Here is a 26,756-nt window from a genome sequence, read left to right on the forward strand (position 1 = left end):
TGACAAGTAATGAGAATTTAAAATGAGATATAAGAAATTATTTAACGGCTTAAAAGAAAGAAACCAGCTTGCCTATATACCATTTTTACTGCTTGGCGATCCTTCTGAGGAACTTTCGTTAAAGCTCATCGATACGCTGGTTAACAATGGTGCTGATGCTTTAGAGCTGGGTTTTGCATTCTCTGACCCAGTCGCCGATGGTCCTGTCATTCAGGCCGCCAGCCTTCGACCATTGGAAAATGGCTTTAGTGTTGATGATGGATTTAATTTGATTGCTAAGGTTCGCGCCAAATACCCTAACTTACCAATAGGTATATTAACTTATGCCAACCTAGTATTTGCACCTGGTATTGAGCAATTTTATGATAAGGCAGCACGTTCTGGTGTGGATTCGGTGCTTATTGCCGACTGTCCCGTGGAAGAAAGAGAGTTATTTTCTGGTTCTGCCAGTAATTGTGCCATTGACACTGTGTATATTGCTCCACCGGATGCCAGTTCTTCGAGTTTGGAATTAATTGCTAGTAACAGCCAGGGATATACCTATGTGTTGAGTCGAAAAGGTATCACTGGTACTGAAAATAGTCAGCAGGAAACTGGCACCGACTTGATTAAACAGCTTAAGCAATTACAGGCACCACCTCTCGTCCAAGGGTTCGGTATCTCAAAGCCAGAACATGTGCTACAGGCTGCAAAGGCCGGAGTGGACGGAATAATTACTGGGTCAGCCATAGTTAACTTGATCAATGAGCATTATAATACGCCGGATAAAATGTTAGATTTAGTGGCCGAATACGCTAGAACTATGTCTGACGCGGCACATAATGCACGCCATCAACTAAAAATGGCGCACACAATTGAAAAAGGCTCACACTATGTCGATAGCAGAAACAATCAAGCAGCAGCTGCTGGAAATGGAGCAGCAAGTTGAAGAAGAAAAACTGTTTTTAGTAGGGTATCTGATCCCAATGGTGGATTTGATATCAGTCGATGATTTGTCTGATGATGAGTGGTTTGCAGAATTTGCGCTGTTTGTAGAAGATGCAGTCGAAGCTGATGGCTTGAGTGATCGTGATGTTGACTTGCTATCTGAATTACTCGATGAGCTGCAACCCGCAGATTGAACCTGAAACATCAGGCCTTGTTTATATTTGGAAAAGCTTTTGACTGATAGAATCGTAACGTCGAGTAATGTAAAGCCTTTTGAAGTAACGCTACCCGGCAGTAAATATCTCGCTAACCGCTATATTGTTCTTGCTGCTATTAGCCATGGAACAACTCAGCTTACCAATGTCCCTGCTAATGACGACATTAAAGCTGCTTTACAGGCTATTTCTACGTTAGGCGCAGAGGTCCAGTGGATTGATGAAAGCAGTGTCAATATCAAGAGCATTGAAAACTTTGAGTTATCTAATGACTTGATTATTGATTGTCATGACAGCGGGACTTTGGCGCGTTTTATAACTGCGTTGACCGGTTTGTTTTATTCTCCTTCCGGATACTCAATTACTATTACAGGCAGTGCTCAGATGCGCTCAAGGCCAATGAAAGAGAGTGTGGAAAGTCTGGAGAGTCTCGGCGTCAATGTAACCAGCGATAATGGTTATTTACCGATAAAATTATCCGGTCCGATTGCAGGAGGTTCGTGTGAACTCGACGCTTCACGCAGTAGCCAGTTTCTCAGTGGTTTATTGATTGCGTGTCTCAGAGCAGAAAAAGATACCTTGATTCATTTAAACTCGGATTTGGTCTCTGAAAGTTATGTTGAGTTAACCTTACGAGCGATTGAGCTTTTTGGTGGGGAGATAAAAAGGATTAATTGTCGAGAATTTTTTATTCCTGGGCAGCAATCACTGGCTGCTCAGGAAATACAAGTTGCTGGCGATGTGGTTAGTAGCAGCTATTTTATGGGGGCTGCTCTGTTAGCAGAAACTTCCTGTACCATAAAGCATTACCACTTTGATTCGCCGCAAGGAGAATCTAAATTTCCACAGGTACTGGAAAAGATGGGTGCCAAAGTTTATCTCAAACATGACGATCTGACGGTTGAGTACGATAAACCGCTTCAAGGCGTCGAAGTTGATATGGGTAATATGCCGGATGTGGTACCAACTTTAGCAGCACTTGCTTGTTTTGCTGAAGGAGAAACCCGAATTACCAATATTGGCCATCTGGCATTTAAAGAGTCGAACCGAATCGTTGATCTCTGCGAGCAGTTGAGAAAGTTGGGAGCTGATTGTGAATACGATGAGTCTAGCATCACCATTCGTGGCACTAATGAGCTCAATGCTGGTAGAGCTTCCAGTTGCCATGATCACAGACTCGCCATGAGTCTGGCTCTAATGGGTATCAAGTTACCCGGTCTAGTGATAGAACATTCAGAGGCTGTGGCTAAGTCATTCCCGGATTACTGGCAGTATCTTGAACAGATTGGTATGGTTATCGAACCAAACTTAATAAGCAATTAATGATTAGGACGTTTTATGGCTGGTGACAGTTTCGGTACATTATTCAGAGTGACTAATTGGGGCGAGTCTCACGGCAAAGCCATTGGCACCGTTGTGGAAGGCTGTCCTGCTGGTCTTAAACTTTCCGAAGAAGATATACAGCCGTTTCTTGACCGTCGTCGTCCCGGACAAAGCTCAATTACCACGAGGCGAGATGAAGCCGACCACGTTCAAATCCTTTCAGGTGTGGTTGATGGAATAACTACGGGCACACCCATCAGCCTGCTTATTCCTAATAAGGACCAGCGCAGTAAAGACTATTCAGAATTGCAGTCCATTTTCAGGCCCAGCCATGCTGATTATACCTACCAAAAAAAATACGGTATCCGTGATGTGGCTGGTGGCGGCCGAAGCTCTGCCAGGATTACTGCCGGACATGTAGCTGCAGGTGCTATTGCCCGTAAAGTATTGGAGCAGGCATTAGGTACGGAAATAGTGGGTTACGTAAAAAGCATTCAGGATCTAACCATGACTCTTGGCCCCGAGGATGTGGATGCCAGCTTAATTGAACAGACCCCAGTGCGTTGCCCTGACTTACAATTAGCCGAAGAGATGATTGCTAAAATTGAGCAGGCCCGTAAAAAAGGCGATTCTCTTGGCGGTATTGTTGAGTGTCGGATTAACTCAATTCCGGTCGGCTTGGGCGAACCCGTTTTCGATAAGCTGGAAGCAGATTTAGCGAAAGTTATGATGGCAATCAATGCCTCTAAGGCTTTTGAAATTGGCTCTGGTTTTGCTGGCACATTATCACGTGGCTCTGAGCATAATGATGTTTTTATTAACGATGCAGGTCAGGTCAAAACTAGAAGTAACAATTCAGGTGGCGTTTTAGGCGGTATTTCCAATGGAATGCCAATAGTGTTCAGAGTGGCATTTAAACCTACGCCAACTATTATCAAGGAGCAGGAAACCGTTAACCTTGAAGGAGAAGAAACTATTTTCCATGGAAGAGGGCGGCATGACCCCTGTGTTTTACCTAGAGCAGTCCCTATTGTTGAAGCTATGGCGGCTCTTGTTCTTTGTGATCACTTCTTAAGATACAGAGCCTATAAAGATTTGTTTAATATTGATTAAAATTTACGACATCTAATTGTAAAAAATGGGCTGGATTATTCCAGCCCTTTTGCTTTTTTGGCATCTTTGTTGGTCTTTATGCCATGTCCGAGAGCATTCTTTTTTACGTATAAAACAGATGCGAAGAAATAAATGACACAAAGAATTGTAATGATTAGTGACCACTGAAATTTTTCTGGTTCAATGATATAGAAGAAGGCATAGAAGAAGGGCAATAAAATAATAAAGCCGGTCCAGCCATAAGTGTAAGTTTTGCCTTTAAATAAACCTGGTAGTGCTATCAGTAAAGGCGCCCACCAAATGACAAGCGAAAAGTATACCAGGGATTGGCTTTCGTGATTCTTTACAATAAAGAAAGGCATCATAACCACAATCGCAAGGTAGGTAATCAGTCCAATTAATCGATAGCGAAGAGCACTGAGTAAATAGGGGTTAAGTTCGTTTTGCATAATGAATAGATTCTTTTGATTTAGCTGGCGGCCAGCTTTTTGCTGAGTTGTGCAATGCGCTTTCCTTGTGCAATACACAGTTTTTTTTCTGACTCTGAAATTGGCTGGCTATTGTCACTGCCAGCAGTATGGGATGCACCATAAGGAGTGCCGCCACTTTCAGTATGTATTAGCTCAGTTTCAGAATAAGGCAGGCCTGTTATTAACATGCCATGATGGAGCAATGGAAGCATCATGCTCAATAATGTGGCTTCCTGGCCACCATGAAGAGTACCAGTTGAGGTAAATACTCCTGCTGGTTTGCCTGCAAGAGCACCAGACATCCATAGTGCAGATGTGGTTTCAAGGAAATATTTTAAGGGCGAAGCCATATGACCAAAGCGAGTCGGACTGCCTAGAATAAGTCCATGACAAGTTTCCAGCTCTTCAAGAGTTACTATTGGATCGCCTCCGTCAGCTGAGTCACCTGTAGTAGCCGCTTGCTCGGTTGTTGTTACCGATGGAACGGTTCTCAGCAAAGCTTCACAGCCATCGACCGTTTCAACGCCGCGAGCAATCAAACGCGCCATTTGACGCGTATGCCCATGACGTGAGTAATACAGAATAAGGACTTTATGCAAAATGATGCCTTTTATTTTAAGTTTACTTGATAACTGCCAAAACGTTTTCGGGTGGACGACCGACCGCAGCTTTATTATTTGAGAATACGATAGGGCGTTCAATAACTTTTGGGTTCGCAACCATTAGCTCAAGAACCTGTTCTTTGGTCAGTTCTGGATTATCCAGACCGGCTTCTTTATATTCTGCTTCTTTGGTGCGGATAATATCTCGAGGAGTGACACCCAGTAACTTTACAATTTGCTTGAGCTTTGTTTTGCTTGGTGGGTTCTTCAGATATTCGATAACATTTGGCTCAACACCATTTTCTTGCAATAGAGCCAGGGTTTGGCGTGATTTGGAACAGCGTGGATTATGTAAGATGTTAATTTCACTCATAATATGATGTAATTTATTCAAACGTAGGGCTATTTTAGGCATAAATGAGCATGGAAAAAAGATGGAAGTGGTTAAAAGCCTTCATTAAATTTGTTTTTATCCAGTTTAATCGCAAGCAAGCTAGTGCCATGGCGGCGGAGCTTACATTGAGCAATATGTTGGCTCTGGTTCCGTTGATGACGGTTGCTGTCAGTCTGATGGCAGTGTTTCCTGCTTTTGAAAGTGTGAATGCCCAGGTCCAATCGCTTATTTTCGATAACCTGCTACCTGAAACAGGCCTTGCCGTTCAAGAACATCTCAATGAGTATGTATCGAAATCAAAAAATCTTTCGGCGATTGGCTTTGGCTTTTTAATCGTCACTTCACTATTGTTGATGCGCTCTATTGACCGATCTATCAATTCGCTGTGGGAGACGCCTACACAACGCAAAGGAATCCATAAAATTCTAGCCTATTGGGCCATGCTAACGATGGCTCCTATTCTGATTGCAGCTAGCCTGGCAGCATCTTCATATTTTGCAGCTTTGCCTATTGTTTCAGAGTTAAGTGGAGTCCTGACTTTTGGCTTACCTTTTATTTTGATCGTGCTGGCCTTTTCGGCCTTATATGCAGTAGTACCTTTTACCCAGGTAAAATTTTATAAAGCCCTGATAGCAGCTGCAATTACCGCAATTTTGTTTGAACTAGCCAAGTATGGATTCGCAATTTTTATTACCAAGTTTTCTAGTTATGAATTGATTTATGGTGCCATTACTGCGATTCCTATTTTCTTTCTGTGGGTTTATCTTTCTTGGTCCATTTTGTTGCTAGGGGTAATTATATGTTTTGGGTTGCATCGATTCGAGATGGATAGTGAAAAACATGAACACGAGTTTATTTCTATCTTAAAAATATTACAGTTCTTTACTCAGGCCCAGGAAAAGGAAAGTTCATTGTCGTTACAGCAGCTAAAGAGCAAGTTCAGTTATTTGCATGAGCAGACCGTTCGGGGCTATCTGGAGCAGCTAATGAGATTAAACTTTCTAGCAAAACTCGAAAGTGAACAGTATTGTCTAAAACTTACTGGCAGAAGCTTAACCATTGACGAAGTTTATCGTCGAGGAAACTGGCGATTGCCGAACAATAACCAGGTTCTGTCAGATGATAAAGATGATATTTTTAGTCAGCCAATCGAGCGAGCAAACCTTGAATTGGATAAAGCATTGGAGATTTCGTTAGTCCCTACGAATTCCAAAGATAGCTAGCTGTGAGCTACTCTCTATGATGTGTGTGACGTAGCTAGGATAGTGTTTTCCAGAAATCTCAAGCTGCAAGAGTTTCTGACCGCCTATTAGACTTTTGGGTGCAATCATAATTGAAGGAAAGCTTTCGCCTTGTTTCAAAGTTATGATTGGATGTTTAATAATTTCATCATCCTTGGTTTTAGTCAGGTAGTAGTTCAGCTCTGGATTGCCCCGCAAATATTCAACACCAATGGTTGCTCCTCTTGCGTGATCAATATTTTGCCATCGACTAATGGCTAGCTGCCAGCGATCAGGCTCTTCATGATTATTATCGATTCGGATTAATGCAATGCTTCCCACTGCGAGCTGAGCAATTTGCTGCTTATTGTGGCGAATACACATACCACCTTCGCTATAATTTACGGTTTGCCAGTTTATTCCTGTTTTATAGTCATCACCAAGCAGCTCTTTTATTTGAAAGCTAAGATGTTCATTAATAGTGAGTTTGTTTAATCCCGAGAGCGTCTTCTGAATTGCATTTGCTCCCCAGACTACATTGACATGCCCCATCATTGGGTAGCGCGTCGATTGGCGCTTCAGGTGCTGGTCGCAATAAGTAAAAATACGGTGTAATAATTTCATTGCGAGCTTATTATCAATCGCCTTATAAAAGCCTGGTTTTGGCAACTCCTGACTTTCTTCGAGTTTTAGCAAGTGTTGTTCTACAACCTCAAGCAGTTCGTGAGTTAGCAGCAGGCGAAGATGGCCAGAGTCTTCATACTCAGTTTCTTTGCTAATAAATAGCGGTTTTTTTCCTTCATTAAGATTGATTATAAAGCAGCGGCTTTCGCTAAAATGCTGAAGGTTTTTATCCAACTTGGCTTTATTTGCCCAATGATAAAAATATTTAAATAAATGCCAATGCAGGTTATCGCCCAGATGATATGGGTCAATGATGGCCATCAGGCAGCTTCGAATATAGGTATCCTCAATAGTTGCCATTGGCTCGAGTGCATCATTCAATGAACTGGTTTTAGTTCGGTGTAACTTTGATTCTTCTGCAAACTCGTACAGCATATGGAGCTCATGCCATAGATAGGCTGGAACAGGGGTATGTAATTGATAGTGCTCTATCAACATGATACCCAGATAATGTTGTGAATAATTAATAGCCTGGGCCAATCTTTGATTTTTCTTTAGTGCAAACTTTTGAGCGGACAGCTCATCGACGAGTCGTTTGAATGCAAAGGCCATCTCGGTGCTTAAAGCGTGCAGCGACTTAAGCTGGTTATGAGTGACTTTTATTGTTCTTCGGTCATTGTGTTCTCTCAGGTGTTTGCTGATTTGCAAATAACCTTTACTTAAAGTAAGGAAGTTGGCTTCTCGGTGGGCGGTTTTCTGTTGGCATCGGTTAAGCGTTTTTGCCACATTAAGTAGTTCATGAATAGCTCGATCTATATCGGAAAACGCAAGACGTTCATGCCAGGCGCTTATGGCAGAAGGAGCTGTATCCAGCATGAACTCCTGGCCAGCCTGAAATGATGGATATGTGAGCTTTAGTTGAGTCATTAATAGCGCCTACCTGGTTATAGTTCTATTATTTGTTCAGTCCACTCAGTATAATATGCACGAAAGTTTATGGTATTTCCACCATTCTATTCAATTTCATTGATTCTAACCTAATGATTTTTAAATGATTATTATGAGACATTTGTGTTTGCGCATCCTTCTTATAGGCCTTGCTGCGTTATCGCTTGCTGCTTGCGATAACAGTAAAGAGTTTTCGCTTTTAAACGGTGAGCAGAAGAACCTGTCAGATTACCGTGGTGACTGGCTTGTAGTTAATTTCTGGGCTGAATGGTGTCCACCATGTCTGGAAGAAATTCCAGAGCTGAACTTGCTCGCTCAAGAAAACGACAATATAAAGGTTCTTGGGGTGAGCTTTGATAAGCTACCAAATGATGAGCTAAGTGCGCTCATAGAGAAACTCGACATTCAGTATCCTGTTGTAGCGACGGAGCCTATGCCTTACTTGCCAATGGAGCGCCCACTAAGTTTGCCAGCCAGTTATATTGTCACGCCTAAAGGTGAGATCATGGGGCCTTTAATGGGCAAGGTTGATCGTCATAAGATTGTAGAGATTATTGAGAAAGTTCAGTCAGCACAAACTGCAAATTAAGCATTTCTATTGCATGCTCAGGATTAGCCCGTTGTAAATCTTGAGCGTGCATTTTCTGTAAGTATTTCACGAATCTTTTTATTAACCTCGTCAAGCCGAGCTTGAATTCTGGTCTGAGCGTAGGGGTCTTCCGAAGTACCATTAAGAGCTAGTTCAAAGTGTTTCTTTGCCGTTCTCAGATCACCCAGCAATAATAGGTATTGGCCAGTAGTTTCATGCATTTCAGGAGTTCTGCCTGCCTGGGCCTGAGCTTCTGCCAGAATATAAAGGTAATTAGGATTATGGCGATTGACATCCACATACCTTAGCAACAATTTTTCGGCTGCTTCAGGCTGTTTGTTGTCCAGATAAATTTGTGCAGTCGCTAAAAGCAACTTTGTCGAGCCGGGTGTCTTTTCCAATTGTTTAGTCAGCTCTGGCAAAATTTCGGATGATGTTTTATTGGCTTTGTGGGTTTCTGCGAGGGTAAATAACAGCAGATGATTATCTGAATACTCCTGATAAAGGTCAGTTAATATTGATAATGCTTTTTGGGTCTTGCCTCTGCTTTTTAACAGCTCGGCATAAAGATACCGATCTTCGACCGAGTTCTGCTGCTTTTGATTGTACTTCTGATCGAGCAAGCGAAAACTATCTTCGCTGTTAACTAAGTCGATACTTTTAATCCGGGCTTTTACCAAGTGGTAATCAAGTGAGTTTTGATGTTCAACCTGCGGGTAAAGTTGAGCTCGTTCGCGGGCAGCCGCGATTCGGTTTCTTGATAGTGGGTGTGTTAACAAAATTTCTGGCGGTTTCTGAGTGTAGCGGCTTGCCTGTTGCATAGTTTCAAAGAAATCGGCAGCGGCTCTAACGTCAAAGCCTGCGCTAGATAACATGGTAATACCAATTCTATCGGCTTCTTCTTCGTTGTCTCTGGTGTGCGAAATAATACTCTGCTGAGCGGCTGCCTGAGTGGCGCTCATTCCAGCAATTCCTGCCTCCGGGTCTTGCGTGGCAGCAATAACAGAGGCTAGCACTCCTAAAATTGTAGGTATCGAGATTTTGTCCTGTTGCTCTAAACGTCGAGCCAGATGCCTTTGAGTAACATGCGCCACCTCATGACCCAGCACTGAAGCCAGCTCGCTTTCACTTTGTGAAGCGGTGATTAGCCCTGAGTGGATGCCGATATAGCCTCCTGGCAAAGCAAATGCATTAATCGAGCTTTCCTGAATAACGAAAAACTGGAAGCGCCTGCCTAAGGCATCCGGGTTAGCTGCGACTAATTTATGGCCTAACTGCTGGATATAGTCTGTAATCAGCGGGTCTTTCATTAAGTACTGACTTCGACGTATTTGTGTCATTATTCTGTCGCCAATCATCTGCTCTTCAGCTACGGACATGGTTGCTCCAGCTGCTTCCCCTAATTTGGGCAAGTCATTGCTGGCGGCCTTTACCATAACTGGGGAAAGCGCTGTAGATATGCTGAGTGATAGAGCAAGCAAGGCGTTAAGCTTTGATAGACGCGCTTTTTTAGGTTCTTTCATAAAAGGATTGGATGTCGTATGACAAAATTCATAAGCTAGTTACTGTATATGATGGGACTTGTGTGGTAAAAGTTCAATCTCGAACTGTGTATCATGCTCAGAGTTACAAAATTGAGCTAATCTGGATTTTCAATGACGACAATTTTTACTCGTTGGTTCAAGCGTAATTTCTCAAGCCCAGCAACTATTGTGCTTAGCATGTTGCTGATTGTAGGCTTTTTTATCATTCTTACGGTTGGCGACATACTGGCCCCAATCCTGTGGGCGTTAGTTTTTGCTTACTTGTTAGAATCTGTTGTTTCGATTATGCGGAGGAAGGGCGTCCCACGTATCTGGGCAGTGCTTGTTGTTTTTGCTGGTTTTATAGGTTTGGCCTTAATTATATTATTTGGCTTAATACCTCTGATCTGGGAGCAGGGCGCTAAATTATTTGCTGAACTGCCAAATATCATGACAAAGGTTCGAGAGAGTATTCTTGAACTTCCTGAAAAATATCCCAATTTCGTTAGCACCGAGCAGGTCAGTGCTTTTTTTGCCAGTTTAAACAGTGAGTTAGCCAAATGGGGGGAAGCGATTTTAACAGCCTCTGTCAGCTCATTAATGAGTGTAGCCACTTTGATGGTGTACATTATCCTGGTTCCCTTGCTGGTGTTTTTCTTTCTCAAAGATCGTCGACAAATTATTAGCTGGTGTACCCAGTGGCTGCCGCAGGAAAGACATTTGGCCGAAGCTGTATGGAGTGAAGTGAATCAGCAAATCGGTAATTATATTCGCGGTAAAGTTCTGGAAATTGTCATCGTTGGAACGGCTTCATATATTGCATTCCTGATCATGGGCTTAAATTACGCCCTGTTACTTGGGGTCTGTGTCGGGTTATCAGTTCTGATACCCTACATTGGTGCAGCGCTGGTGACTATTCCAGTGGCGTTAATTGCTTTTTTCCAATGGGGCTTTACCCACGACTTCTATATTTTGATGATTGTTTATCTAATCATTCAGATTCTGGATGGTAATTTACTAGTACCTTTGATTTTCTCTGAGGCAGTAAATTTACACCCAGTTGCAATTATTGGCTCGATCCTTTTATTTGGTGGCCTGTGGGGCTTTTGGGGCGTATTTTTTGCTATTCCACTGGCAATTCTGGTCAATGCAGTCCTGTCGGCATTAAAGGGCCATAAGTTACAGCTCCATGATGAAGGGCAAAGTAATGAGTCTCCAGTACAAAAATCGCTAGAGGCACCTGAGCCTGCTGAGAGTGAGTAGTTCAATACAACCATAAAGCAAAAAGCCTCGAATTAAACGAGGCTTTTTTATATATCTATCGGTTATAACAGTTCGGAAGCGTAATCGGCTAAGCGTGAGCGCTCTCCGCGTTTAAGCGTCATATGGCCTGAGTGCGGCCAGTTCTTGAAGCGATCGACAACAAACGTTATTCCCGAAGTTGTCTCCGTCAGATATGGGGTGTCGATTTGGGCAACATTACCCATACACACCACTTTTGTCCCAGGGCCTGCGCGAGTAATCAGTGTTTTCATCTGCTTCGAAGTAAGGTTTTGAGCTTCGTCGATAATGATAAATTTATTGAGGAAGGTTCTTCCACGCATGAAATTCAAAGAGCGGACCTTGATCCATTTGCGAAGCAGGTCGTGGGTTACTGCGGTTCCCCATTCATCATTATCAGACGGGGAGAGCACTTCCAGGTTATCCATCAGTGCGCCCATCCACGGAGTCATCTTTTCTTCTTCTGTGCCAGGCAGGAAGCCAATATCTTCGCCAACTGAAACGGTGACGCGGGTGACGATAATTTCTTTGTAGCGTTTTAATTCAATAGTCTGCTCAAGTGCTGCAGCGAGGGCCAATAGCGTCTTACCGGTACCGGCCGGCCCCTGTAGAGTGACAAAATCAACTTCTGGATCCATCAAAAGGTTGAGGGCATAACTTTGCTCTCGGTTTCTGGCGGTTATTCCCCAGATATTATGACTGTCGTTTCTATAGTCTGTGAGCAGTTCAATAGTGGCAGTCGCATGACCATCTTCTTCTTCGATAGAGCGCACAATAGCTTCAAAGTTATCCTGAGGTTGGAACAGACATTGATTTAGAGACCATTCGGAAACTAGTGGGCCTTGAATTCGGTAATATGTCTTACCTTCCTCTTGCCAGGAGTCAATATCTCGACTATGTGTATCCCAGAAGTCATCTGGCAACTCGTAATAGCCGGTATACAGCTGTTCAACATCATCCAGCACCTTATCGTTATAGTAGTCCTCAGCATGAACGCCTACGATATTGGCTTTGATTCGTAAGTTAATATCTTTGGAAACCAGGGTCACCGTTCTATCATCATCACGTGCCTGAAGGGCAAGAGCTACGTTAAGTATGGTGTTGTCAGCTTTGCTGCTGGGAAGTGAGTCAGGAAGTCGGTCTATGTGTTCTTTAGTCTGGAAGTAAATCTTGCCGTGTTTGTTTTTATCTTGAATTTGAGGGATGAGGCCGATATGGATACCCTCAACCATGGGGTCTTCGCCTTCTTCGGCAGCAGAGAGCAGATCATCTAGGTAGCGGCTTACTTGCCTAACATTTCGAGCTACCTCTGAAACCCCTTTTTTGCCTGCGTCCAGCTCTTCAAGTACAACCATCGGGATTAAAATATCATGCTCTTCAAAGCGGAACAGAGCAGTGGGGTCGTGCATCAATACATTCGTGTCCAATACGAATAGACGTTTTCCGTCCAGGTTTTCTTTTACCATGAGGCACCTCTCAAGTGGTTTATTATAGTGCTTTAACGGCTTCTAATACTTCTTCAACGTGGCCTTTTACTTTGACTTTTCTCCATTCCTGTTTAAGTTTACCCTGCTCATCGATTAGGAAGGTACTACGCTCAATACCCATATATTCACGGCCATACAGCTTTTTAAGCTTTATGACATCGAAAGCCTTACACATCTCTTCATCCGCGTCCGACAGAAGGTCAAAAGGGAACTCGTGCTTTTTTCGAAAGTTCTCATGAGTTCTAACACTGTCGCGTGACACGCCAAGGATTTCAGTATTATGTTTCTGAAATTGCTTGAAATGGTCACGAAAATCCTGCCCTTCGGTGGTGCATCCAGGGGTATTATCTTTGGGGTAGAAATAAATGACGAGGTTTTTGCCTTTGAAGTCGGCCAGTGAAAGAGTTTTGTCGCCAGTGGCGGGGAGTTTGAAGTTGGGTGCTTTCTTATTAAGCTGTGGTTGGCTCAAATCAGCCTCCTTTAAAAGATTAATAGAGAGTCGTTTTTATCGTTTTCATTATCACTTTACGTCAGAAAAAAAATTGTCGCAAGCAATCCTGCCTTTTTTGTGATTTTGCTTGTTTTTGCTGGGCTCGCTGGCTAACATAGCCCGCAAACAAGGGCAAGCCCAAAGGAATCATTCATGTTTTCAGGTAGCATTGTTGCAATTGTCAGCCCTTTGCAGTCTGATGGTTCAATAGATGAAAATGCGTTAAAAGAGCTTATTGAGTGGCACATAAATGAAGGTACACACGGTATCGTCATTATGGGCACTACAGGCGAGTCTGCCACAGTTGATAGTAAAGACTATCAAGCAGCAATTCAGCTGACGGTTAAGCAAGTAGGCGGGCGTGTTCCTGTTATAGCTGGCACCGGCTCAATCAGCACAAAGAAAACGATAGCATTGACGCAACAGGCAGAAGCCATGGGAGTTGATGCTGCTCTAGTGGTTACGCCATACTACTGTAAGCCCAGCCAGGAGGGCTTGTTTCAGCACTTTAAGACTGTAGCTGAAAATACCAAGCTTCCAATTATCTTATACAATGTTCCGGGACGCACCGCCTGCGATCTAAAACCTAACACGGTTGCACGCCTCGCTGAGTTGAACAATATAGTAGCTATAAAAGAAGCAACTGGCGATATCTCTCGTGTTGAGGAACTAAATCGAGTCTGCAAGACTCCAATCACCCTGTTAAGTGGTGATGATGCTACCGCTCTAGAGTTTATGAAGCTGGGTGGTCATGGCGTCATTTCTGTTACTGCCAATGTGGCGCCTGCGCTGATGAGCAGAATGTGTGAGTTAGCCAAAGCTGAGCAATGGAAACAGGCCACTGTTATAAATGACAAACTGTCAGCTTTACACCAGGATCTGTTTGTTGAAGCGAACCCAATCCCTGTTAAATGGGCATTGGCTAAAATGGGTAAATGCGAGGAAACTATTTTGTTACCTTTGACCGTATTAGCTGAGCAGTATCACTCACAAGTATTACAAGCGTTGGAACAAGCGAATGTCGACATTAAATAAGTATAAAACACTATTAATTTTAAGTTCTATTGCTGCAATTTCTTCTTGTAGCTGGTTCTCTGCCAAAGACGGCACTGAGGATATAGATGATCGCTATATGCGCAGTCAACAAGGTCCAGAATTGCAAGTGCCGCCAGCTACTGAGCAGATTGACGTTGAAGATCGTTACCGTGTGCCAGAAGGTGTCATCATTACAAACCGAGATGCAAAAGGAAAAAAACTTAGCCTTGACCCACCACAGTTATTGCTTGTTGGTGGTGATGGCGTACGTGAAGATTCAGAGCAGGCCCAGCCAACTGTTTGGATTCGCCATCAGAATACTTCTTTTATGAATTATGTATCTCGATTCATGAATCAAAAAAATATTCCTGTTTTATCATCTAGCGATACGCAAGTGACTACAGACTGGATAACTGATGAAGATGAAACCACTCTGGCGAACTATATTGGTTCCTACAACTTAGATGGACAACGTCACAGATTAACTCTTGAGATTGTTGGCCAAAATGCCAATGAAATAGCACTTCAGGCCCGTAATACTGAGAGTCAGCGTTTAGTTCAAGATAAATGGGCTGCAATGGCTCCTTCTAAGACGGTTGCTAGCCAGTTTCTGAATGCTTTCCTTGGGTACTATGACACTGAACGGACTAAAGAAGCGCGTCAGCGTATTCTCGAAGAGGGAACGATTAACGTGAACCTTGGCACCAACCAGCAAGGGAATATTGCACTTACAGCTGAACGCGAGTTCCTGGCAGTATGGGATCAAATGCCAAAAGTATTGGAAGATTTAAATCTAACGGTTTCCGATAGAGATCAATCGGCTGGCATCTACTACTTTAATGTCAAAGAACCTGAAACTGGTTTCTGGGCATGGCTGTGGAATGATGACGAAGATAATCCAAAGGTTGAGATGGAACCGGGTGATTATCAGATTCTTGTTGAAACGACTACTTCGGGTGTGAGTATGACCTTTAAAGATGATGAAGGTAACTTACTTGATGCCAATATCGTAACTCGAATTTACCCGGAGTTTGCGGCAAGCTTCAAAAGTCGTGCAAAGCAGTAGTCGATTAAAAGTTGCATCGCTGGGTTCAGGGAGCAAAGGCAATGCAACACTAGTTTCCAATGGTGAAGTTACAGTCATGGTTGACTGTGGCTTCACCGTCAAAGAAGTTCTGAAACGATTACCTCGTATAAACCTTAAGCCTGAGCAAATCGATGGGATTCTGGTGACACACGAGCATCAGGATCATATTAGTGGAGTGGGGGCTTTAAGCCGAAAGTTCTCAATACCTGTTTGGGCAACACGAGGAAGTCTGCTATCAGGCAAGTGCGGTAACTTACCTGAATATAATGTAATTGAAGGCTTCAGCCCCTTTTCAATAGGTAGCTTAGATATCACGCCGCTATCTGTTCCTCATGATGCGCGTGAACCCTGCCAATTTCTTTTTACTCAAGATGAATTGTCCCTCGCCATTCTTACTGACCTCGGATGCTTTACCCCCAGAATTGTAGAGCAACTAAAGCCCTGCCATGGAATATTGCTCGAATGTAATCATGATGAAGAGATGCTATGGAATGGCCCTTACCCTGAGCGTCTGAAGCAGCGCGTAGCAGGAAGAATGGCATATGAGCAACCGACAGGCTATAGAGTTACTGAAACAGATGGACCTCGATGCCTTACAGCTTGTTATCGCTACACATCTGAGCGAGCAGAACAATTGCCCTAAACTGGTAGGAGATTTACTGGCAGAAACTCTGGGTTGGCCGGTTGAACAGATTAGAATCGCTGAGCAGGATATGGGGTTTGAATGGCATGAACTTGTGCTGGAGTCAAACAGGCTTGTCGAATCGGCTTAGGCAATTTTTCTTTACAACCTGCTAACTTAACGCTTCGTTATTCTGATCTTCCTGAGAGGATTCTTCGTTACTATCCAGCTGTTTTAAGGGCATGCTTATAGTGAAGAGTGCGCCATTGAGCATACGACTATCTTCTGCCCAAATTTTGCCATGGTGACGAGTGATAATACCCTTTGCGATTGCTAGTCCAAGGCCTGCGCCTCCAGAGTCTCGGTTTCTACTAAAGTCCAAACGAGTGAATGGTTCAAAGATTCTCTCTCGTTTTCCGGGTGGGATACCTGGACCATCATCTTCGACCTGAATATCCAGAGTGTCGTTGTATTCGGTCAGATTGATTTGTACGGTAGAAATTGAGAATCGAGCTGCATTTCTAACTAAGTTGATAAGAGCGCGTTCAATCAGGTTCTTATCCGCATACAGAGTGCTGCCTTGATTCGGCTGACTGTAAATAACGAACTGCTTGTTGTTATGGATAGTTTTAACTTTTTCGCAAACATCCTGAGCCAACTCTTTGATGTTGAACTCTGAAAGCTGTAAAGGATGCTGGCCATGCTTTAGCCTTGAATAGCCTAAGACTTCCCTGACTAATGCATCAAGTTCGTCCAGAGCATCATGCATGTCATCTGTTAGTTTTTCGCGGCGAGTGTCTGATGTTTTGTCATTAAACAGGTCAAGAGCAAAACTGAGGCGAGCCATAGGGCCTCTAAATTCGTGAGCAACAGCATGCATCAGATCTCGCTGATTATAGAGACTTTGCTGATGCTCTTTACGAAGGTCATTGATATGTTCAACCAGTTTAGGAATATTAGTTGCAAGATCCTGAACCGCATATTCTTTCCTGTCTAGAGCCAGTCCATCGAATTGCACCTTATCCAGAGCGAAACTAGCAGGGCGAAGGTTTCTCTGGTTTATGTAATAGAGTCCATACAGGAAGCCACCATTTAGCATCAGTAATACAGAAGCATAGACAATCCAATCGGTTACTGAAACATAAAAATAAGGAGCATCATAAGGGCCGAGAACTAAAACCGATTCATTATCATTAAGGATGACTAATCCAATTGGACCTTCTTTCCCTTGCATATAAACCAGGTATCGATTTTGCTTCAGCTCATCCTTAATGTTTTGATCGAGGGTTAATTCAGATAGCTTTTCGGTTGTTATCTTGGTTTCTAGTTCATACTCTGCGCGAGCTATCGTTTGAGGAGAGTGGTTATAGTCAAGTATGGATAACCTAAAGTTTAATTCGCGAGCGTCAGACGTTATGCTGTCGCGAACTTCTTTTTCACCAATATCATATATCCAGGGGAAATAGACATAATAAATGAAAGTGCCACCCAGAATGTTGGCAACGACAATAATTAACAGCGGGGCTAACAGCTTTTTTATCATTTAGTTAATAAGTAGCCTTCACCACGTATTGTTTTGATAATGTAGGGCAACTTAGGGTCATCACCTAGCTTCTTACGTAGTCGAGAAATACGTAAGTCGATACTCCTGTCAGTGCCATCATATTCAAGACGGAAGGTTTTTCTATGCAGTTCTTCGCGACTTACGACCTCGCCAGAACGCTCGGCGAGTAACCAGAGCAAGTTATACTCCGCGGTGGTTAAATGAACAACTTGACCGTCGGAAATGACCGTGCGGTTTTGTGGATTAATTTTAACTTTACCAGCATGAATAAATTCAGTGCCTGACTCCAAGGTTTCCGAAACTTCCACACGTCTTAGTAGGGCACGCAGGTGAGCGAGTAGTACTCTTGATTTAACTGGTTTGGAAAGATAGTCATCAGCGCCTGTTTCTAGCCCTGCGACTTCGTCGATATCATCGCTCATAGAGGTCAGCATCAGGATCGGGCCACTGTAATGTGGCCGCACAGTACGACAAACAGTCAAACCGTCTGCACCCGGAAGCATAACATCAAGGATTACAGCTCTTGGCTGCTGTTCAATGATCAGATCTATAGCTTTCGTGCCGTTAGCTTCAATTTGCACTTGATAGTCATTGCTTTCAAGGAATTCTGCTACCAGCGAAGCTAGTTTGTCATCATCTTCTACAAGTAATATAGTTTGCGACATTATTTTATAGTTTTGTTTAGAGTACACCCAATAAAAGTAGGCATTAAATTGCCTGAAATAGCCTGTCAGGTCAATGCCTTGGCTTAAATATCTAAAGTATTTTTAGATTTTTTCGGTCTGATAATAGCACAAAATTGCGATAAGTGTGCTATCGCATAATAAATGATCATATTTTTCAATAAGTTAAACCTTAAACTATATGATGAAATATTGCCCAACCGGTTGACTAAAGGCTTGTTATTGTCATACTTGCATTTAACTGCTAATCTCTTACAGTATGAACTGTGTCATAAAATTTAACATTCTTGGCACTTAAGTTTTCTTAATATCTTTTCACGCATTACGGCTGTAAACATATGAAAAAAGTAGCATTATTCTTATCTTCGTTATTATTGGTTGCGTTATCGGGAGTCGCTGGTTTGGCTAAAGCTGCTGAACAGGTGAATGTGCAAGGTTCTAATCTGCAATTGAATGGTCTTGCTGTACACAGCGAGCTACGTCAAGAGTGGTTCCTTAATGCTTTGTACTTAAGTAATAAATCAGATGACCCAGCTGAAATCTTGAATTCTCCGATGATCAAGAGAATGCAGATCAAGGTTTTGGCAGATCAGTTGCCCGGCCGCCGTCTAAAGCGCTTCTGGATCGAAAGAATTAAGAATAATAACGAGGCTGCTGTGGTTCTGGAAAATGCAAAAGGTGTTCGAGAATTGGCAGATAGCCTTGGTCAGGATCTCGCTGCGGGTGACACTATTAATATTGACTATGTGCCAGGTCAGGGTACTGTCATTCAAATTAACGGTGCTACTGTGAATACAGTTGATGAAGCCATTTTCCCGTTGATGTTAAATACCTGGGTTGGTGAAAGACCACCATCTTCAGAATTCAAAGACGCTATTTTGGGTAATCAATCAGCTGTAGGTTATTCAGATCTTTTGGCCAAGTACACAACAATTAACCCTGCACCGTCACGTGTTTCATTATTTGATAATGCAGCGCAGGCGGCTAAAGAAGAAGAGGAGCGTAAAGCTCGTGAAGCGGAAGAGCGTCGTCTTGAGCAAGAGCGTCAAGCTGAAGAACAGCGACGCGCAGAAGAAGAAAGACAACGTCAGGCTGAATTAGCAGCGCAGCGCGAACAGCAACAGGCAGCTCAACAGGCTCAGCAGCAGGAAGAGAAAAAACCAGAGCCTGAGCCTGAGATTAAGCAGCCGGTAGTTGAAGAAGTACCAGCCGGTCCAACCGAAGAAGAGCTGGCAGCGATGAGAGCAAGTTATAACTCTGCAATTCGTGCACATTATGTTCCATTCTTTGAGTATCCGGTACAGGAGATTATGCGTCGTCATGGTAAGTCAGCGCTATTGAATCCGCGTAAAGGCCGTACCCATGGTGAAGTAACCATTCAGCTGGAAGTCGATCGTGACGGTGAGCTGGTAGGTGGTAGCCTGGTAAGCAGCTCTGGTGAGAAAATTCTTGATGATGCAGTAATGAGCGCACTATTTGATGCGGTTCCTTACCCTGCAATGCCAGAAGAGTTGCCAGAAGAAACGTTTAACACGACATTGCCTATTTCAATTCCAGCGCCACAAATGTAGAATCATCTACACTTTAGTGAAAGGGGCCTTTATGGCCCCTTTCTATTATATTGACTATGATATGTGAATCTGACCGGTTCAAGTATTGGTTGAGCCCTTTGAGCTTACTTTAGATGAAACTGGACAATATGGCACCTCAACTTGCTTATCTGTCCTTTCATTAAACAATTAAGGTAAAAATATAATGAATATCAATTGCTTATTTGATAGTGGTAATATTGAGGTAATTGAGGCCAGTGATAACAATGCGGTTAAACTGGCTATCAGAAATGACTCTAACTCCGAATTTAAACAGTGGTTCCACTTCCGGTTACACGGTGAAATTGGCAAAACATATAACTTCGAAATAACGAACGCCAAAGATTGCTCTTATGTAGATGGCTGGAATGATTATCAGGTTGCAGCTTCCTATGATGGGGAATTCTGGTTTAGAGTTCACACCAAGTTTGATGCAGATAAACGACTTACATTCTCCCATCAGCTGGAACACTCCACGATTTTCTTTGCCTATTTCGAGCCTTATTCTTATCAGCGTCATTTGAGCCTGATTCATCAGGCGCAACACTCAGAGCTTTGTCAGCATCAGGTGTTAGGGCAAACTGTTGATGGGCATGATATTGATTTGCTGGTCATTGGTGATGAAAGTCGTGAGCGTAAAATTTGGGTAACCGCACGACAACACCCAGGCGAAACCATGGCGGAATGGTGTGCTGAAGGCCTTATTGAGCGCTTGCTTAATGAGGATGATGCCTTAGCACAAAGTCTTTTGCAGCAAGCGGTTTTTTATATCGTTCCTAATATGAATATTGACGGTAGTATCCGCGGAAACTTACGTTCGAATGCTGCTGGCGCCAACTTAAATCGTGAGTGGCAAAATCCTAGTCTTGAGAAAAGCCCAGAAGTTTATCATGTGCGTAATAAAATGAAGTCTACCGGGGTAGATGCATTTCTTGACCTGCATGGCGATGAAGGGTTGCCCTATGTCTTTGTAGCCGCTTGTGAAGGTATCCCAAGTTACGATGATCGAATTAAGCAGCTTGAAGAAGAGTTCAGCTCAATTCTTAAGTCGGTAAATCCAGACTTCCAGACTGAGTATGGTTACGATAAAGATGAGCCTGGCAAAGCAAATTTAACAGTGGCAAATGCCTGGGTTGGCGAAGAGTTTAAGTGTTTATCACTAACGCTTGAAATGCCATTTAAAGATAATGCCAATTTGCCTGATAAGCAAACTGGCTGGTCAGGAGATCGTAGTTATTTATTAGGCCAAACTTTACTCAATCCACTCTATCAATTAGTTAAAAAATTAAGGTAGTAGCATGGCAAAGTTTTTAGTTTTCGGCGCTGGTTTTGTTGCCGAACCTTTAGTTGAATATTTATTACGTCGCTCAGATAACAGGGTGACGGTTGTCAGTCATATTCTCGAAGAGGCTCAAGCTCTTGCGAATAAATTTTCCGGTGTAGAAGCTGTTCAGGCAGACGTCACTGATCAGGCGCAAATTGAACTATTGATGTCTGACTATGACATGGTGGTCAGTTTAGTGCCAGCTACGCTACATCCTGTAATAGCAAAAGCAGCCATTGCCCAGAAAAAGAATATGGTCACGGCCAGTTATGAATCACCAGCCATGAGAGAGCTAAAGCAACAGGCTGTTGATGCAGGTGTTACTATTTTAAATGAAATTGGCCTCGATCCCGGAATTGATCACTTGAGTGCGATGAAGATTATCGACCAGGCACATGCTAACAATGAAAAAGTTATCAGCTTTGTTTCCTGGTGTGGCGGTCTTCCATCACCACAGGATAATGATAATCCGTTAGGCTATAAATTTTCATGGGCTCCGAAAGGCGTTTTATTAGCACTTCTTAATGATGCGTTATTCTTACATAACGGCAAAGTTGAAAGAGTGGTTGCTAAAGAGCTTCTTAAGTGGGCAAAACCATTGCAGGCAAACGATCTAGATCTTGAAGGCTATCCTAATCGCGACTCTACAGGTTATCAGGAAATTTACGGTATTCCTGAAGCTCAAAATATTATTCGAGGCACTTTCCGCTATTCTGGATTTTGTGAAATTATTCAGGCCGCCAAGGATTTGAATTTGCTGGACTCAGAGTCAGGTGTTGCTATGCAGGATTCTGCCTGGAGCGACTATGTTTGCAGACTAAATGATGTAAGCAGTTTAGATGAACTGAAAGATCAGTTTTCTGAATCTGCATGGGATGGACTCGAATGGCTTGGTTGTTTTTCAGAACAGAGCGTGGGAAAACATGTCGGTCCTATCGATGCATTCTGTAGTCTATTAGTTAAGAAGTTAGGCTACAGTCAAGGTCAGGTCGATATGGTGTTATTGCAACACAAGTTTGAAATCGAGAAAACTGACGGTAGTCGTTATCACATAGCTTCAACGCTTCAGGAGTTTGGTGAGGTTGGGGGCTATTCAGCCATGTCTAAAACAGTTGGATATCCAGCGGCAATAGCCTGTCAACTGATTGCAGACGGCAAAATCGTTCGTAAAGGTCTTGTTCTTCCAATGACTAAAGACATTTATGCTCCAATACTTGATTTGCTTGAAAAGGAAGGCGTTGTTTGTAAAGAGCAGGTCATGGACGCTGACTCTTCATTTTTGAGTGAGCTGGACTACTAGTTATAATTTACTGAGCTGAATTGTTGTTTGGTTCAGTATCCGCTGCTCTTAACTCATTACTCAGGAATTGCCTTACAGCTTCTTGAGTAATGAGACTAAAGTTTTTCTCTTCCGTTATCTCCTCAGCAATTCCCTTATTAAGTAATAATATCGGGCTTTGTGAGAGCTGAAGGTTTTGCCATTTTGCTAATGTTTTGTAATGACTAACATTAGGCTCATTACTATCATCAATAATTAAAACTGCTGGATAATTTTTTACTGTTAGACGGTGATAGGGGCTCACCGCTAAAAACCATTCAGTGGAAGCTTCGTCGTTTTTGAGATTAAATTCTTTCATCCAATGAGGGTCTTCAGACTCAAGCATAGTGAGATAATTGGCTTCGAAATCCTTGAGTGCGATGGCACTGAAGTTCTGTGGAGCATGGATGGCGGCCTCCATTAACAAGCTGCCTGCAAAACCCTCACCATATGCTGCAGTTTGCTTTCTATTAGAAAAATTATTATCCGCCAGCCAGTCAACGGCGCTCACAATATCTTCTACCGCACGTGCATGCTTTTGTCCGCTGACTGATTGGCGCCAGCTTTCACCGTAAACTCCGCCTCCGCGAATATGGGCAATTGCAACGACTCCTCCACGCTCCAACCAGTCTTTAAACAACGGGTGGTAGTATGGCTCTTGAATATGTCCAAAACCGTGATTGGTCAGAAGTAGGGCAGGGTTCTTTCCATTTTTAGGCAGGTCTTCATGATAGGCTATCGTCAATGGAATTCGGCTACCGTCAGTTGACCGATAAAATACCGTTTCGCTTACAATATCTCCTATCTTCTCAATAGGAAGTGGCGAGTCTGCAAGTTCTTTTTGGTTCAAGTCCACAGAGTGAATGGTTGCCGGGTGTGCTAAGCTATTTACCGTTGCAAGAATACTCCTTTGCCCGTTCTGCATGAGGGTGCTTGGCTGCAGTTTTAGTTCGCTGTTTGGCTTAACTTCTATTGATTGTCTGGAGCCACCATTTAGCTGTGCAACATAGAGCTTTTGCTGAGTATTATTCAGGTATTGTAATAACCAGCGATTCTCTATTAGCTGGGCACCAAGTAACAGTTCATTTTCCTGACCAATGACTTCTTTCCAGTCACGGCGAGATGGTTGCTTAAGATTGATCGATATGATGCGCCAGCGAGGTGCTACCAGGTTGGTATGAAAATAAAAAGTTTCATTGATATTGCCAACAAAGTTCAGGCTGGCTCGAGTATTTTTTGCAATATTGATGGCATCTGACAACTTACCAGATTCGCTTATCGGAATAACCCAAACCATGTCAGATGTATCAACCAGATGTTTGGCAGTTATCACTAGATATCGGCCGTCTGGAGTAAGTTGAGTACTGATACTCCAGAGTTCTGTTGTTTCAATGTGCTGGTTTAAATCAAATAGAACCTGGCTGAAATCAGGCCCCTGGCCAAGGTTTTGATAATACAACTGGTGATCGGTTTGATAGATAAAGCGATTGTGTCCTGAAAGCCAGTTAAACTGGGTTTGAATATGGGTTGCAGGTAAGCGGTAGCTATCGAATTGTTTTGTTGCAAGGTCAAAAATTAGCCAGCGGTATTGCTGCTGACTGTTTTCCGTCTGAATTGCTAGATATCGTCCGTGAGGTGACAGTGATGTCGATACAGCAGTCATGCCAATTGGTAATGTTCCAAGCTCAGTTTCTATTTCCTTGATCGTGTCATATACAGTGATGCTGCTCTCAAGGGTGGCAGGATCTTCTTTGATGTAGAAATAAAGATTGATGAACTGTTGGGGGAGTTTGCGCCCTACAGCACTTTCAACTTGCTTAAATGCTTCGATCCCCTGATCCAGTCTGGAAAAATATTGCTTGGACAGTTCGGCCTGCTGTTCCAGCCAATCTGTGCGTTGCGGCGTTTTTTGCTCAAGCCACATATAATTATCATCAATCTGCACACCATTAAGAAGATAGTCGTAATCCTGAGTGGGATTCTTTGGCAATGAAACTTTGGTGACAGGTAGCTGCTCTGGTGTTTCATCTTCTGAACAGGAGCTCAATAACAAAGCGGACAGCAAAGCTGGTACGACAAGGATAGCTTTAGTGCGCCTAATCAGCGATTGATTGGTATTCTTGATTGGTGCGGTAAAAAGCATAAAGTCCTTGTATGGAGCATGGCAAAAGTTGAATTGATTGTACCAACAGCCAGTTTTAATGCAAAACCAAATAGCTATAAAAGATTTATCAGTTGGATGCTAAGTGTTATATAATGATCGAACCACTTTGCAATACCAGATATGGCGATGAATCAAACTGTAGCGCCCATCGAAATTGATGTTCCATTCCCAAAGCCTCCTGTTGAACTCTCTACTGATGAAAAAGAACATCATAGAAAGCTAATCAAAGAGTTATTGGCTCAGCATAACGCTGTGCTGATTGCTCATTATTATACTGACCCTGAAATTCAGGCATTGGCTGAAGAAACTGGGGGGTTTGTTGGTGATTCCCTGGAAATGGCCAAATTTGGAGCTCGTCATCCAGCAGATACTTTAATTATTGCTGGAGTTAAGTTTATGGGTGAAACGGCCAAAATCCTAAGTCCTGAAAAGCGTGTACTTATGCCAACTCTTGAAGCAACCTGCTCATTGGACTTAGGCTGCCCAATTGAACCATTCAGTGAGTTTTGTGATCAGCACCCTGACCGAGAAGTGGTGGTCTATGCAAATACCTCAGCTGCTGTTAAAGCACGTGCCGATTGGGTTGTGACTTCAAGTATTGCCGTAGATGTTCTTGAGTATTTGGCCGAGCAGGGGAAAAAGATAATCTGGGGGCCTGACAAGCACCTGGGGCGCTATATTCAACAAAAAACTGGTGCTGATATGTTGTTGTGGCAAGGCGCCTGTATTGTTCATGATGAATTCAAGTACAAAGCTTTAGAGCAAACTATGGCTTTGTACCCAGAAGCAGCAGTGCTGGTACATCCAGAATCGCCCCAAAAGATTGTTGATCTGGCTGACTTTGTTGGTTCAACATCGCAACTGATTAAAGCCGCTAAAGAACTTCCTCAGAAGCAGGTTATTGTTGCTACCGATAAAGGCATCTTCTATAAAATGCAGCAGGCAGCTCCTGAAAAAGAGCTAATCATTGCACCAACAGCAGGCGAGGGAGCAACTTGCCGTAGCTGTGCACACTGCCCCTGGATGAAGATGAATGTCCTGCAATTGTTATCTCAGGTCTTTGAGCAAGACGACAATGAAGTGTTTGTTGATCACGATTTAGCTGAAAAAGCATTGATCCCCTTACAGAAAATGGTAAATTTTGCTAACGATATTCAAGCGAACGTTAAAAGTAATATTTAACATAGACCAAAGGGGAATTCATGAAAGCAAATATCAAGGCAGTAACCTTAGCAATTTTTGCGGCTCTAAGTATAAGTGCCTGTAACGAGCAGAATGAGAAGTCTGAGAGCCAGCTGGTTGCCGTAGAATCTAAACAGGGTGCGGCTAATCAGGAAACCACCTCCGAAGCCAAGCCAGAAGCAACAGCTGACAAAAAAGAGACTACAGGCTCTAAATTAGTTTCCATTATTGAGGGTGATCATAGAAGTGAGCAGAATAAAGCTCGGAATGAGTACCGTCATCCTGCCGAAACGATTAAGTTTTTTGGAATCCGTCCTGGCATGACTGTTGTTGAGGTATCGCCTGGTGGCGGCTGGTATACTGAGATTCTTGCCCCATGGTTAGGTAAAGAAGGAAAGCTCTATGCAGCGCACTTTGACCCTAACTCGGAGGTTGAGTATTACCAGAATAGTCTTAAAGGATTCAAAGACAAGTTGGCGGCGAACCCAGAGCTTTATTCTAATGTTGAATTGACTGTATTCGATCCCAAGTCTACTAACCCAATTGCTCCTGCCAATAGTGCTGATGTGGTAGTTACTTTCCGTAATGTGCATAACTGGATGCGTGGTGGTCGTGAGGAAGCATTAAATGCATTTAAGCTAATGCATGATGCTGTAAGGCCAGGTGGCATGCTAGGTGTTGTAGAGCACCGTTTGGCAACAAGACTGGAGCAGGACGAACAAGCAAGCTCGGGATATATGCATGAAAAATTCGTCATTGATTTGGCAGAAGAGGCGGGTTTTAAACTGCTTGAGCGATCGCAAATTAATGCTAACCCAAAAGATACTACCGATCATCCTAAAGGAGTATGGACTTTGCCACCTAGCCTGCGTCTCGGTGAAGAAAACAAAGAGCAATATCTGGAAATTGGAGAGAGCGATCGTATGACTTTAAAATTCGTCAAGCCGGCAGCCCAGTAATTTCTTTCAATAAAATTGTTAAT

25 protein-coding genes are annotated in these 26,756 nt (G+C 43.1%); 15 read left to right on the plus strand and 10 right to left on the minus strand.

Annotated elements, in window-relative coordinates:
• Nucleotides 1–22: 22 nt before the first annotated feature.
• From trpA to aroC, 4 genes are read left to right on the plus strand one after another with little or no spacing between them, the layout of a single operon-like run.
• Nucleotides 23–928, plus strand: a complete 906-nt coding sequence (gene trpA, locus CW740_RS04650) for a tryptophan synthase subunit alpha (RefSeq protein ID WP_106646446.1) — start codon at nt 23–25, stop codon at nt 926–928.
• Nucleotides 873–1,121 (plus strand): hypothetical protein, encoded by a 249-nt coding sequence (locus CW740_RS04655; protein WP_188459751.1) that lies wholly within the window; start codon nt 873–875, stop codon nt 1,119–1,121. The genes trpA and CW740_RS04655 overlap by 56 nt, the downstream gene beginning before the upstream one ends.
• Nucleotides 1,122–1,160: 39 nt before the next feature.
• Nucleotides 1,161–2,465, plus strand: coding sequence for a 3-phosphoshikimate 1-carboxyvinyltransferase (gene aroA, locus CW740_RS04660; protein ID WP_106646448.1), 1,305 nt, complete (start codon nt 1,161–1,163; stop codon nt 2,463–2,465).
• 15 nt (nt 2,466–2,480) lie between these two features.
• Nucleotides 2,481–3,578 carry a chorismate synthase gene (gene aroC, locus CW740_RS04665; RefSeq protein WP_106646449.1) on the plus strand — a complete coding sequence of 366 codons (1,098 nt, stop codon included), beginning with the start codon at nt 2,481–2,483 and terminating at the stop codon, nt 3,576–3,578.
• A gap of 35 nt (nt 3,579–3,613) precedes the next feature.
• Here aroC and CW740_RS04670 read toward each other — a convergent pair whose 3' ends face one another.
• From CW740_RS04670 to arsC, 3 genes are read right to left on the minus strand one after another with little or no spacing between them, the layout of a single operon-like run.
• Nucleotides 3,614–4,027, minus strand: coding sequence for a DUF2069 domain-containing protein (locus CW740_RS04670; RefSeq protein WP_106646450.1), 414 nt, complete (start codon nt 4,025–4,027; stop codon nt 3,614–3,616).
• A 20-nt stretch (nt 4,028–4,047) separates the two neighbouring features.
• Complete coding sequence (gene wrbA, locus CW740_RS04675; RefSeq protein WP_106646451.1) at nt 4,048–4,647, minus strand: NAD(P)H:quinone oxidoreductase; 600 nt, start codon at nt 4,645–4,647, stop codon at nt 4,048–4,050.
• 22 nt (nt 4,648–4,669) lie between these two features.
• Nucleotides 4,670–5,023, minus strand: a complete 354-nt coding sequence (gene arsC, locus CW740_RS04680) for an arsenate reductase (glutaredoxin) (protein WP_106648025.1) — start codon at nt 5,021–5,023, stop codon at nt 4,670–4,672.
• Between the two features lie 50 nt (nt 5,024–5,073).
• Here arsC and CW740_RS04685 point away from each other — a divergent pair, with 50 nt between their 5' ends.
• Entirely contained in the window at nt 5,074–6,267 is a 1,194-nt protein-coding gene (locus CW740_RS04685) for a YihY family inner membrane protein (RefSeq protein ID WP_106648029.1), read from the plus strand.
• Here CW740_RS04685 and CW740_RS04690 read toward each other — a convergent pair.
• Nucleotides 6,238–7,815 (minus strand): hypothetical protein, encoded by a 1,578-nt coding sequence (locus CW740_RS04690; RefSeq protein WP_106646452.1) that lies wholly within the window; start codon nt 7,813–7,815, stop codon nt 6,238–6,240. The two genes, CW740_RS04685 and CW740_RS04690, sit on opposite strands and share 30 nt — an antisense overlap.
• 124 nt (nt 7,816–7,939) lie before the next feature.
• On the opposite strand from CW740_RS04690, the gene CW740_RS04695 reads away from it, so the two are divergent.
• Nucleotides 7,940–8,425, plus strand: coding sequence for a TlpA family protein disulfide reductase (locus CW740_RS04695; RefSeq protein ID WP_106646453.1), 486 nt, complete (start codon nt 7,940–7,942; stop codon nt 8,423–8,425).
• Between the two features lie 23 nt (nt 8,426–8,448).
• Here the strand turns inward: CW740_RS04695 and CW740_RS04700 are convergent, their stop codons facing one another.
• Complete coding sequence (locus tag CW740_RS04700; RefSeq protein WP_106646454.1) at nt 8,449–9,948, minus strand: M48 family metalloprotease; 1,500 nt, start codon at nt 9,946–9,948, stop codon at nt 8,449–8,451.
• Between the two features lie 132 nt (nt 9,949–10,080).
• Between CW740_RS04700 and CW740_RS04705 the strand changes: the two genes are divergently transcribed.
• A complete protein-coding gene (locus tag CW740_RS04705; RefSeq protein ID WP_106646455.1) occupies nt 10,081–11,211 on the plus strand; it encodes an AI-2E family transporter in 1,131 nt (376 codons plus the stop codon).
• 62 nt (nt 11,212–11,273) lie between these two features.
• On the opposite strand, the gene CW740_RS04710 is transcribed toward CW740_RS04705, so the two are convergent.
• Nucleotides 11,274–12,695, minus strand: coding sequence for a PhoH family protein (locus tag CW740_RS04710; protein ID WP_106646456.1), 1,422 nt, complete (start codon nt 12,693–12,695; stop codon nt 11,274–11,276).
• A gap of 22 nt (nt 12,696–12,717) precedes the next feature.
• On the minus strand, nt 12,718–13,185 hold the full coding sequence (gene bcp, locus CW740_RS04715) for a thioredoxin-dependent thiol peroxidase (protein ID WP_018625677.1): 468 nt from the start codon (nt 13,183–13,185) through the stop codon (nt 12,718–12,720).
• A gap of 174 nt (nt 13,186–13,359) precedes the next feature.
• Here bcp and dapA point away from each other — a divergent pair, with 174 nt between their 5' ends.
• From dapA to CW740_RS04730, 3 genes are read left to right on the plus strand one after another with little or no spacing between them, the layout of a single operon-like run.
• Nucleotides 13,360–14,241, plus strand: coding sequence for a 4-hydroxy-tetrahydrodipicolinate synthase (gene dapA, locus CW740_RS04720; RefSeq protein ID WP_106646457.1), 882 nt, complete (start codon nt 13,360–13,362; stop codon nt 14,239–14,241).
• A complete protein-coding gene (gene bamC, locus CW740_RS04725) occupies nt 14,225–15,307 on the plus strand; it encodes an outer membrane protein assembly factor BamC (protein WP_106646458.1) in 1,083 nt (360 codons plus the stop codon). The genes dapA and bamC overlap by 17 nt, the downstream gene beginning before the upstream one ends.
• Nucleotides 15,294–15,971, plus strand: coding sequence for an MBL fold metallo-hydrolase (locus CW740_RS04730; RefSeq protein ID WP_227523897.1), 678 nt, complete (start codon nt 15,294–15,296; stop codon nt 15,969–15,971). The genes bamC and CW740_RS04730 overlap by 14 nt, the downstream gene beginning before the upstream one ends.
• A gap of 151 nt (nt 15,972–16,122) precedes the next feature.
• On the opposite strand, the gene CW740_RS04735 is transcribed toward CW740_RS04730, so the two are convergent.
• Nucleotides 16,123–17,493 carry a sensor histidine kinase gene (locus tag CW740_RS04735; protein WP_106646459.1) on the minus strand — a complete coding sequence of 457 codons (1,371 nt, stop codon included), beginning with the start codon at nt 17,491–17,493 and terminating at the stop codon, nt 16,123–16,125.
• A complete protein-coding gene (locus CW740_RS04740) occupies nt 17,490–18,179 on the minus strand; it encodes a response regulator (protein ID WP_106646460.1) in 690 nt (229 codons plus the stop codon). The genes CW740_RS04735 and CW740_RS04740 overlap by 4 nt, the downstream gene beginning before the upstream one ends.
• Nucleotides 18,180–18,535: 356 nt before the next feature.
• On the opposite strand from CW740_RS04740, the gene CW740_RS04745 reads away from it, so the two are divergent.
• From CW740_RS04745 to CW740_RS04755, 3 genes are all read left to right on the plus strand, one after another.
• Nucleotides 18,536–19,768, plus strand: coding sequence for a TonB family protein (locus CW740_RS04745; RefSeq protein ID WP_106646461.1), 1,233 nt, complete (start codon nt 18,536–18,538; stop codon nt 19,766–19,768).
• Nucleotides 19,769–19,952: 184 nt separating this feature from the next.
• Nucleotides 19,953–21,080 carry a M14 family metallopeptidase gene (locus CW740_RS04750; protein WP_106646462.1) on the plus strand — a complete coding sequence of 376 codons (1,128 nt, stop codon included), beginning with the start codon at nt 19,953–19,955 and terminating at the stop codon, nt 21,078–21,080.
• Between the two features lie 4 nt (nt 21,081–21,084).
• On the plus strand, nt 21,085–22,410 hold the full coding sequence (locus tag CW740_RS04755) for a saccharopine dehydrogenase C-terminal domain-containing protein (protein ID WP_106646463.1): 1,326 nt from the start codon (nt 21,085–21,087) through the stop codon (nt 22,408–22,410).
• A 7-nt stretch (nt 22,411–22,417) separates the two neighbouring features.
• Here the strand turns inward: CW740_RS04755 and CW740_RS04760 are convergent, their stop codons facing one another.
• On the minus strand, nt 22,418–24,571 hold the full coding sequence (locus CW740_RS04760; protein ID WP_106646464.1) for a prolyl oligopeptidase family serine peptidase: 2,154 nt from the start codon (nt 24,569–24,571) through the stop codon (nt 22,418–22,420).
• A gap of 147 nt (nt 24,572–24,718) precedes the next feature.
• Here CW740_RS04760 and nadA point away from each other — a divergent pair, with 147 nt between their 5' ends.
• Nucleotides 24,719–25,774 (plus strand): quinolinate synthase NadA, encoded by a 1,056-nt coding sequence (nadA, locus tag CW740_RS04765; RefSeq protein WP_026309398.1) that lies wholly within the window; start codon nt 24,719–24,721, stop codon nt 25,772–25,774.
• Between the two features lie 20 nt (nt 25,775–25,794).
• Nucleotides 25,795–26,733, plus strand: a complete 939-nt coding sequence (locus tag CW740_RS04770; RefSeq protein ID WP_106646465.1) for a class I SAM-dependent methyltransferase — start codon at nt 25,795–25,797, stop codon at nt 26,731–26,733.
• Nucleotides 26,734–26,756: the final 23 nt, after the last annotated feature.

Origin of the sequence: Kangiella profundi, from assembly GCF_002838765.1 — a bacterium.
Lineage (GTDB): Bacteria > Pseudomonadota > Gammaproteobacteria > Enterobacterales > Kangiellaceae > Kangiella > Kangiella profundi.

What these genes read in the sequence shown, in the direction of transcription:
- trpA (WP_106646446.1), top strand. Translation starts at nt 23, where the DNA reads ATGAGATATAAGAAATTATTTAACGGCTTAAAAGAAAGAAACCAGCTT.
- CW740_RS04655 (WP_188459751.1), top strand. Translation starts at nt 873, where the DNA reads ATGTCGATAGCAGAAACAATCAAGCAGCAGCTGCTGGAAATGGAGCAG.
- aroC (WP_106646449.1), top strand. Translation starts at nt 2,481, where the DNA reads ATGGCTGGTGACAGTTTCGGTACATTATTCAGAGTGACTAATTGGGGC.
- CW740_RS04670 (WP_106646450.1), bottom strand. Translation starts at nt 4,027, where the DNA reads ATGCAAAACGAACTTAACCCCTATTTACTCAGTGCTCTTCGCTATCGA.
- arsC (WP_106648025.1), bottom strand. Translation starts at nt 5,023, where the DNA reads ATGAGTGAAATTAACATCTTACATAATCCACGCTGTTCCAAATCACGC.
- CW740_RS04685 (WP_106648029.1), top strand. Translation starts at nt 5,074, where the DNA reads ATGGAAAAAAGATGGAAGTGGTTAAAAGCCTTCATTAAATTTGTTTTT.
- CW740_RS04690 (WP_106646452.1), bottom strand. Translation starts at nt 7,815, where the DNA reads ATGACTCAACTAAAGCTCACATATCCATCATTTCAGGCTGGCCAGGAG.
- CW740_RS04695 (WP_106646453.1), top strand. Translation starts at nt 7,940, where the DNA reads ATGATTATTATGAGACATTTGTGTTTGCGCATCCTTCTTATAGGCCTT.
- CW740_RS04700 (WP_106646454.1), bottom strand. Translation starts at nt 9,948, where the DNA reads ATGAAAGAACCTAAAAAAGCGCGTCTATCAAAGCTTAACGCCTTGCTT.
- CW740_RS04705 (WP_106646455.1), top strand. Translation starts at nt 10,081, where the DNA reads ATGACGACAATTTTTACTCGTTGGTTCAAGCGTAATTTCTCAAGCCCA.
- CW740_RS04710 (WP_106646456.1), bottom strand. Translation starts at nt 12,695, where the DNA reads ATGGTAAAAGAAAACCTGGACGGAAAACGTCTATTCGTATTGGACACG.
- dapA (WP_106646457.1), top strand. Translation starts at nt 13,360, where the DNA reads ATGTTTTCAGGTAGCATTGTTGCAATTGTCAGCCCTTTGCAGTCTGAT.
- bamC (WP_106646458.1), top strand. Translation starts at nt 14,225, where the DNA reads ATGTCGACATTAAATAAGTATAAAACACTATTAATTTTAAGTTCTATT.
- CW740_RS04735 (WP_106646459.1), bottom strand. Translation starts at nt 17,493, where the DNA reads ATGATAAAAAAGCTGTTAGCCCCGCTGTTAATTATTGTCGTTGCCAAC.
- CW740_RS04740 (WP_106646460.1), bottom strand. Translation starts at nt 18,179, where the DNA reads ATGTCGCAAACTATATTACTTGTAGAAGATGATGACAAACTAGCTTCG.
- CW740_RS04745 (WP_106646461.1), top strand. Translation starts at nt 18,536, where the DNA reads ATGAAAAAAGTAGCATTATTCTTATCTTCGTTATTATTGGTTGCGTTA.
- CW740_RS04750 (WP_106646462.1), top strand. Translation starts at nt 19,953, where the DNA reads ATGAATATCAATTGCTTATTTGATAGTGGTAATATTGAGGTAATTGAG.
- CW740_RS04755 (WP_106646463.1), top strand. Translation starts at nt 21,085, where the DNA reads ATGGCAAAGTTTTTAGTTTTCGGCGCTGGTTTTGTTGCCGAACCTTTA.
- CW740_RS04760 (WP_106646464.1), bottom strand. Translation starts at nt 24,571, where the DNA reads ATGCTTTTTACCGCACCAATCAAGAATACCAATCAATCGCTGATTAGG.
- nadA (WP_026309398.1), top strand. Translation starts at nt 24,719, where the DNA reads ATGAATCAAACTGTAGCGCCCATCGAAATTGATGTTCCATTCCCAAAG.
- CW740_RS04770 (WP_106646465.1), top strand. Translation starts at nt 25,795, where the DNA reads ATGAAAGCAAATATCAAGGCAGTAACCTTAGCAATTTTTGCGGCTCTA.